Source organism: Bradyrhizobium sp., from assembly GCF_017881085.1.
In the GTDB taxonomy this organism is placed as follows: Bacteria; Pseudomonadota; Alphaproteobacteria; order Rhizobiales; family Xanthobacteraceae; genus Bradyrhizobium.
This window is the reverse complement of the sequence record NZ_JADGRI010000276.1, coordinates 1-7,474: the sequence shown is the minus strand read 5'-3', so window position 1 is coordinate 7,474 and position 7,474 is coordinate 1. Positions and strand designations below refer to the sequence as shown.

General features: G+C 64.9%; 5 protein-coding genes. All 5 read left to right on the top strand.

What is annotated here, in order from left to right:
• On the top strand, positions 1-1,311 hold a 1,311-nt coding region (locus QZ213_RS21645), incomplete at its 5' end, for a cell division protein FtsZ (protein WP_291688136.1).
• Between the two features lie 359 nt (positions 1,312-1,670).
• Entirely contained in the window at positions 1,671-2,630 is a 960-nt protein-coding gene (lpxC, locus tag QZ213_RS21640; protein WP_291688135.1) for a UDP-3-O-acyl-N-acetylglucosamine deacetylase, read from the top strand.
• Between the two features lie 326 nt (positions 2,631-2,956).
• Entirely contained in the window at positions 2,957-3,856 is a 900-nt protein-coding gene (locus tag QZ213_RS21635) for an outer membrane protein assembly factor BamD (RefSeq protein ID WP_291688134.1), read from the top strand.
• Positions 3,857-3,869: 13 nt separating this feature from the next.
• The gene (gene recN / locus QZ213_RS21630; RefSeq protein ID WP_291688133.1) at positions 3,870-5,540 is read left to right on the top strand and encodes a DNA repair protein RecN; all 1,671 of its coding nucleotides are present in this window, start codon (positions 3,870-3,872) and stop codon (positions 5,538-5,540) included.
• An 84-nt stretch (positions 5,541-5,624) separates the two neighbouring features.
• Positions 5,625-7,474: NAD-dependent DNA ligase LigA (gene ligA / locus QZ213_RS21625; protein WP_291688132.1), on the top strand; the 1,850-nt coding region annotated here is incomplete at its 3' end.

Genomic DNA, 7,474 nt, shown 5'->3' with positions numbered 1-7,474 from the left:
CTGCTGATCATCCCGAACCAGAACCTGTTCCGGGTCGCCAACGAAAAGACCACCTTCGCCGACGCCTTCGCGATGGCCGACCAGGTGCTCTATTCGGGCGTCGCCTGCATCACCGACCTGATGGTCAAGGAAGGCCTGATCAATCTCGACTTTGCCGACGTCCGCGCCGTGATGCGCGAGATGGGCAAGGCGATGATGGGCACCGGCGAGGCCTCCGGCGACAAGCGCGCCCTGACCGCGGCCGAGGCTGCAATCGCCAATCCGCTGATCGACGACTCCTCGATGAAGGGCGCGCGCGGCCTGCTGATCTCGATCACCGGCGGCAAGGACCTGACGCTGTTCGAAGTCGACGAAGCCGCTACCCGCATCCGCGAGGAAGTCGATCAGGACGCCAACATCATCGTCGGCGCCACCTTCGACGAGAGCCTCGACGGCATAATCCGCGTCTCCGTCGTTGCTACCGGCATCGAACAGGCGCTGATTCGCAATGCGACGCCGGGCGCGGCTCTCGCCCCCAGCGCGCCGGCTCCCGCCGCCTCGCCGGAAAATCGCCTGGCCGAACTGACCGCCCGGCTGCGCGCCGACAATGCGCGCCTTGCCGAGCGCGCTGCCCAGAAGATGGAAGCGCCGGCGCAAGCAACTCCCGCTGCCGCGCCGCAGCGCGCCTCCAACACCGTCGAACGCGCCGCGCTCGCCGCCATTGCTGCGGCGGTCGCTCCCGAGGCACCGCACCAGCCCGCATCCGCGCCGCTGCAGCCCGCCTCCTATGGCGACGTCACGGTTCGCCCGATCGCGCAGCAGAAGCCGACCCTGTTCCCCGACCATCATGAGGTCGCACGGGCCGAGGTCCAGGAACCCGTCACGCCGGAAACCTTCATTCCGCAGGCGGCCGAACGTCCGCCGGCGCGCGCGCCGCGGATGCCGAAATTCGAGGATCTGCCGATGCCGGCCCAGAACGAAATCCGGCAGGCCCGCGGTGACGCCGAGGAGGAGCATCCGCAGAAGACCCGGATGTCCCTGCTGCAGCGCCTCGCCAATGTGGGCCTCGGCCGCCGCGACGAAGAGACCGAGCCGCCGATCGCGGCCCGCGCCTCGGGTCCTTCGATGACCCCGATGCCGCCGCTGCCTGAACGGAAGCCGCAGCGATCGGTCGCCCAGCAGGTCGCATCCACCGACCCGGTATCAGAATACGCTCGCCGGCCCGCTCCACAGGGTTTGGACGTCCATGGCCGTCCCGCATCTGTTGCAGCGCAGCCACAGGGCGACGATCATTTGGATATCCCCGCTTTCTTGCGCCGGCAGGCCAACTGAAGTTTGTTACAATTCTGACGACGCAAAAAGGTCCCGGCTGCAGCCAGCCGGGACCTTAATTTTTGGCCGAAAGGCCGCAGGGCCTCTTCGCCAAACAACTGATTTTAAATGATTAATTATAGACTTCGTGCTGGGATGGCACGGTCGAAATTGTCGCCAACGGTGGTCCAATTTGGTTAAGCTTTGGCGCGAATACGGCAGAGATAGGGTAACAATCGGTAAAGAAGCGTGAGTTGGCGCTCTTTGAGGCAATGCTATTGTCTGACGTGACTTGGGGAAACTTAGAGACGAATCGAACGGACCGCACGCGTTCCGACCTGGTCTGATCTCTTGGTAAGTCAGTAGTGGGCTGTCTTCGAATGAAATTTAGCCGGCAGACAACGCTTCGCGCGCAGGCCACCGTGACTGGCGTCGGCGTGCATTCCGGTCTTCCCGTCAATCTGACCCTCGGACCTGCACCTGTCGATGCGGGTTTTATTTTTGTCCGTACCGGCTTGGACGGTCCCGATCGCGAAGTTCAGGCCGTCGCGGAATCCGTGATCGCCACCGAGTTCGCAACTGTGCTGGGCGACCGCGAAGGCCCGCTGGTTTCCACCGCTGAACACGTGCTTGCTGCGCTGCGAGGTATGGGCGTCGACAACGCCACCATCGAAATCGATGGTCCGGAAGTCCCGATCATGGACGGCAGCGCCGCGGCCTTCGTCGCCGCGATCGACCAGGCCGGTATATTGACCCAGTCCGGGTCGCGCCGCTTCCTGCAGATTTTGAAGCCGGTGCAGGTCGCGATGGGCGATTCGTTCGGCGAGTTGCGGCCCCACGCAGCCGGCTTCCGCGCCGAGATCGAAATCGACTTCGCCAATCCCGTGATCGGCCGCCAGAGCTATTCGCTCGACCTCAGCCCCGAACGGTTCCGCCGCGAGATCTGCCGCGCCCGGACCTTTGGCTGCATGAGCGATGTCGCGCGGCTGTGGAGCGCCGGGTTTGCGCTGGGCTCCTCGTTCGAGAACACGGTGGTGTTCGACGACACCCGCCTGCTCAACACCGAAGGCCTGCGCTACAGCGAAGAATGTGCCCGTCACAAGGTGCTCGACGTGATCGGCGATCTCGCGCTGGCCGGCCTGCCGCTGCTCGGCGCCTATCGCTCGGTGCGCGGCGGTCACAAGCTCAACCACGCCGTCCTCACGGCCTTGTTGGCCGATCGCACCGCATGGCGGGTGATCGAAGCCGAAACCGCCCGTCGCTCGCGCGTCTACGCCGATGCCGGCAGTGGCATGGTCGGCGGCATGATCGCCCCGGCCTACGGTCCCGACGTTTCCTGATCTTTGCCTTCCATCTTCGAAATGCCCTGACTTCGGCCGGGACTTACTTTGGACGTGCCCTTGGGGCGTGATTCTGGGGCGCTCCCGGACGCCGCTGGAAGGCCGTGTACAGCCCAATTCGCTGAAGTAACCATGTTCGGCGGCGATCGGCCCAAGCCGCCTTAATCCGGGCGAAATGCCTGCGTATCCGGTTGGTTAACAGACTTTTTTCGGCTAAATAGCCCCGGTTGCATGGCAGGCGCCACGGGCACGGCAATCATTGCGTCCATGAGCGGGCTCTTTGGGCGCGCGGCGGGCACTGCAGCACAGGCGTCAGGTCTAGATTCATGTCGGCACAGCGTATGACGCTCGAACTGCGCGGGAGATCGGCTGGCGCCCGATTCGGCCGGCAATTTCGTCTGGCCGCGGGGCTGATCGTGCTCGCGATCCCCCTGAGCGGCTGCGGCACCGGCTCGCTGTGGGACAAGTTCCTGGCGAAGGACGACACCTTCGTCGATGAACCGGCGGACAAGCTCTACAATGAGGGCCTGTTCCTGATGAATCAGAAACAGGATCCGAAGGCGGCGTCGAAGAAATTCGAGGAGGTCGACCGCCAGCATCCCTATTCCGACTGGGCGCGCAAATCGCTGCTGATGTCGGCCTACGCCTTCTACAATGCCGGCGACTATGACAGCTGCATCGGTGCCGCGACCCGCTACGTCACGCTGCACCCGGGAAGCCCGGACGCGGCGTACGCGCAATACCTGATCGCGGCCTCGCACTACGACCAGATACCGGATATTTCGCGCGACCAGGGCCGCACCGAGAAGGCGATCGCCGCGCTGGAAGAGGTGATTCGCAAGTATCCGACGTCGGAATATGCCGTCAGCGCCAAGGCCAAGCTCGAAGGCGCGCGCGACCAGCTCGCCGGCAAGGAAATGGATGTCGGCCGCTATTACATGGAAAAGCGCGACTACACCGCCGCCATCAACCGCTTCAAGACCGTGGTCACCCGCTATCAGACCACCCGACATGTCGAGGAAGCGCTGGCCCGGTTGACGGAGGCCTATATGGCGATCGGCATCGTCGGCGAGGCGCAGACCGCGGCTGCCGTGCTCGGGCACAATTTTCCTGATAGCCCCTGGTACAAAGACGCCTATAATCTTGTAAAGTCAGGCGGAGTCGAGCCGAGCGAGAACACCGGCTCCTACATCTCCAAAGCCTTCAAGAAACTGGGTCTCGGTTAGGATCTTACCTCGCATGCTGGCGCGTCTTTCGATCCGTGACATCGTCCTGATCGAACGGCTCGATATCGAGTTTTCCCGTGGGCTGGCGGTGCTGACCGGCGAAACCGGCGCGGGCAAATCCATTCTCCTCGATGCATTCGCGCTGGCGCTCGGCGGCCGCGGCGACGCCGGGCTGGTGCGTCACGGCGCCGAGCAGGGCCAGGTCACTGCGGTGTTCGACGTGTCGAAGGATCATCCGGCCTCGAAAATCCTCAGCGATAACGGCCTCGACGATACCGGTGAGATGATCCTGCGCCGCGTCCAGCTGGCCGACGGCCGCACCCGCGCCTTCATCAACGATCAGGCGATCAGCGTGCAGACCCTGAAAGCGGTCGGCTCGGCGCTGGTCGAGATTCACGGCCAGCATGACGAGCGCGCGCTGGTCGATGCCGCCACCCACCGCCGTCTGCTCGACGCCTTTGCCGGGCTCGAGAAGGACGTCGTGGCGCTGGAAGCGCTGTGGGACGCACGGCGCGCCGCCAACAGTGTGCTCGACGCGCATCGCGCCGACATGGAACGCGCCGCGCGCGAGGCCGACTATCTGCGCCACGCCGCCGATGAGCTGAAGCAGCTTGCGCCCAAGGACGGCGAGGAAACCGCGCTCGCCGGGCGCCGCACCACCATGATGCAGGGCGAGAAGATCGCCGCCGATCTGCGCGAGGCGCAGGACGCGGTCGGCGGCCCGCATTCGCCGGTTCCTGCTTTATCGGCGGCGGTGCGGCGGCTGGAACGCCGCGCTGGCAATCTGCCGGCGCTGGTCGAACCCGCGGTGAAGGCGATCGATGCGGCGATCAACGCGCTGGAGGAGGCCGATCAGCACCTCAACGCGGCGCTGACAGCGGCGGATTTCGATCCTGCCGAACTCGAACGGATCGAGGAGCGGCTGTTCGCGCTGCGCGCCGCGTCGCGCAAATATTCGACGCCGGTGGATGGCCTGGCGGAGCTCGCCAAAAAATACGCCGCCGACGTGGCGTTGATCGATGCCGGCGCCGACCAGCTGAAGAAGCTGGAAGCGGCGGCCGGCGAAGCCGATGCGCGCTACAGCGCGGCGGCCACGAAACTTTCCGCGGCGCGCACCAAATCGGCGGAAAAGCTCAACAAGGCCGTCAATGCCGAACTGGCGCCGCTGAAGCTCGACCGCGCCAAGTTCATGACGCAAATCGATTCGGATCCGAAGTCGCCGGGCCCGCAGGGTTTTGATCGGGTCGAGTTCTGGGTGCAGACCAATCCCGGCACCAAGGCGGGGCCCTTGATGAAGGTCGCTTCCGGCGGCGAGCTGTCGCGGTTCCTGCTGGCGCTCAAGGTGGTGCTGTCCGATCGAGGCTCGGCGCCCACTTTGGTGTTCGACGAAATCGACACCGGCGTCGGCGGCGCCGTGGCGGATGCGATCGGCGCGCGGCTGGCGCGGCTCGCCGGCAAGGTGCAGGTCATGGCGGTGACCCATGCGCCGCAGGTCGCAGCACGTGCCGACCAGCATCTCCTGATTTCCAAGGACGCGCTCGACAAGGGCAAGCGCGTCGCCACCCGCGTCAACGCGCTCGCCGCCGATCACCGCCGCGAGGAAATCGCCCGCATGCTGGCCGGCGCCGAGATCACCGCGGAAGCCCGCGCGGCGGCGGAACGGCTGCTGAAGGCGGCGAGTTAACCGTCATACGGCCTGCGCGCAGCATCCGGGGAACGCCGCTTGTGCCGGCTTTTCTCGCAACGCACTTCGTCGTATTCAATTGCCATGGCCAGGACAGCAAAGACAAAATCTCCCACCGACGTCGCCGACCTCACCAAGGCCCAGGCCAAGGTCGAGCACAAACGGCTGACGCTCGAGATCGAGCGTCACGACAAGGCGTATTATCAGGACGACGCGCCGAAGATTTCCGATGCCGAATATGACGCGCTGCGCCAGCGCTTCAACGCCATCGAGGCGAGGTTTCCGGAATTCGTCACCGGTTCCTCGCCGTCGCAGAAAATCGGTGCAGCGCCGTCGGGGAAATTCAAGAAGGTGCGCCATGCGGTGCCGATGCTGTCGCTCGACAACGCGTTTGCCGAGGAGGACGTGCTCGATTTCGTCGGTCGTATCAGGCGCTTTCTCAAGCTTTCCGACAACGACAGGATCGATTTCAGCGCCGAGCCGAAGATCGACGGGCTGTCGATGTCGTTGCGCTACGAGGAAGGCGAACTCGTCACCGCCGCCACCCGCGGCGACGGCGCCGAGGGCGAGGATGTCACCGCCAATATCCGCACGCTCGAGGACGTGCCAAAGCGACTCAAAGGCCGCAATGTGCCCGACATCTGCGAGGTACGCGGCGAGGTCTACATGACCAAGAAGGCCTTCCTCGCACTCAACGAGCGCCAGAAGGCTGCGGGCGACACCATCTTCGCCAACCCGCGCAATTCGGCGGCAGGCTCGCTGCGGCAGAAGGATCCATCCATCACCGCCTCGCGTCCGCTCGGTTTCTTCGCCTACGCCTGGGGCCAGATGACCGAGATGCCGGAGGACACCCAGTCCGGCATGATCGGGTGGTTCGAGCGCTGCGGCTTCAAGACCAATCCGTTGACCAAGATCTGCCACTCGCTCGAGCAGCTGATCGCGTTTCATCGCAAGATCGAGGAGCAGCGTGCGAAACTCGACTACGACATCGACGGTGTCGTCTACAAGGTCGATCGCCTCGACTGGCAGGAGCGCCTCGGCTTTGTTTCGCGCACGCCGCGCTGGGCGATCGCGCATAAATTCCCGGCCGAGCGCGCCATCACCGTGCTGCGGGACATCGAGATCCAGGTCGGCCGCACCGGCTCGTTCACGCCGGTCGGCAAGCTCGAGCCGGTCGGCGTCGGCGGCGTGATCGTGCAGAACGTCACGCTGCATAACGAGGACTACATCAGGGGCATCGGCGGCGACGGCGAGCAATTGCGCGAGGGCCGCGATATCCGGATCGGCGACACCGTCGTCATCCAGCGCGCCGGCGACGTGATTCCGCAAGTGGTCGACGTCGTGATCGAGAAGCGGCCCGGCAACGCAAAACCGTATCGCTTTCCGACGAAATGCCCGTGCCCGCTGCACACCGACGTGGTGCGCGAGGAGACCGCGACCGGGGAGGAGGGAGCCCGTGCCCGCTGCACCGGCGAGTTCGCCTGTCCCTACCAGAAGATCGAGCACCTCAAACTGTTCGCCTCGCGCCGCGCCTTCGACATCGAAGGGCTCGGCGAGAAGCAGATCGAGTTCTTCTACGAGCAGGGATGGGTCAAGGAGCCGGCCGATATCTTCACGCTCGAAAAGCGCAACGCCAGGCTCAAGCTCGAGGAAATCGAGGGCTACGGCCAGACCTCGGTGCGCAATTTGTTCGCGGCGATCGAGGAGCGGCGGCGCATCTCGCTGGAGCGTTTTATCTTTGCGCTCGGCATGCGCCATGTCGGCGAGACCACGGCGCTGGCGCTGGCGCGCGGCTACGGCTCCTGGCAGGCATTCCACGACGCCTGCCTCAAGGTCGCGAAGGACGACGAGGAGGCGATCGCCGAGATGGATGCGCTCGACCAGATCGGCGAGACCGTGATCGCCAGCATCAAGGCCTATTTCGGCGAGAGCCA